Here is a 263-nt window from a genome sequence, read left to right on the forward strand (position 1 = left end):
GTCATGGTGTCGCGCTCCGCTCAAAGAAAGAAACGATCGGTATTAATGAAGCCGCGCACGTTTTCCTCGCAGGCGGTTCGGCAGATTTCGGCGACGCCTGGCTCGGCGCGGCTCAACTCGAGCTTGACCGGCTTCGGCGCGTATTCCGGATTCGGGTCGAGCGGATGCTGGATCGCGGTGAGCACGACGAGCGTGTTCATCGGCGCGTAAAGATCGACGTAGTCGCCGGCCTTCGAATTGCCCGCTACGAAGTCGAGCGCGCC

Annotated in this window: 1 pseudogene; it reads right to left on the bottom strand. The window is 62.0% G+C overall.

Features of this window, described 5'->3' with window-relative positions:
- Positions 1 to 20 precede the first annotated feature (20 nt).
- A pseudogene (locus SB753_RS38305) lies at positions 21 to 263 on the bottom strand (urea carboxylase); the annotation flags it as partial.

Source organism: Paraburkholderia sp. SIMBA_053, from assembly GCF_046534895.1.
Lineage (GTDB): Bacteria > Pseudomonadota > Gammaproteobacteria > Burkholderiales > Burkholderiaceae > Paraburkholderia > Paraburkholderia caledonica.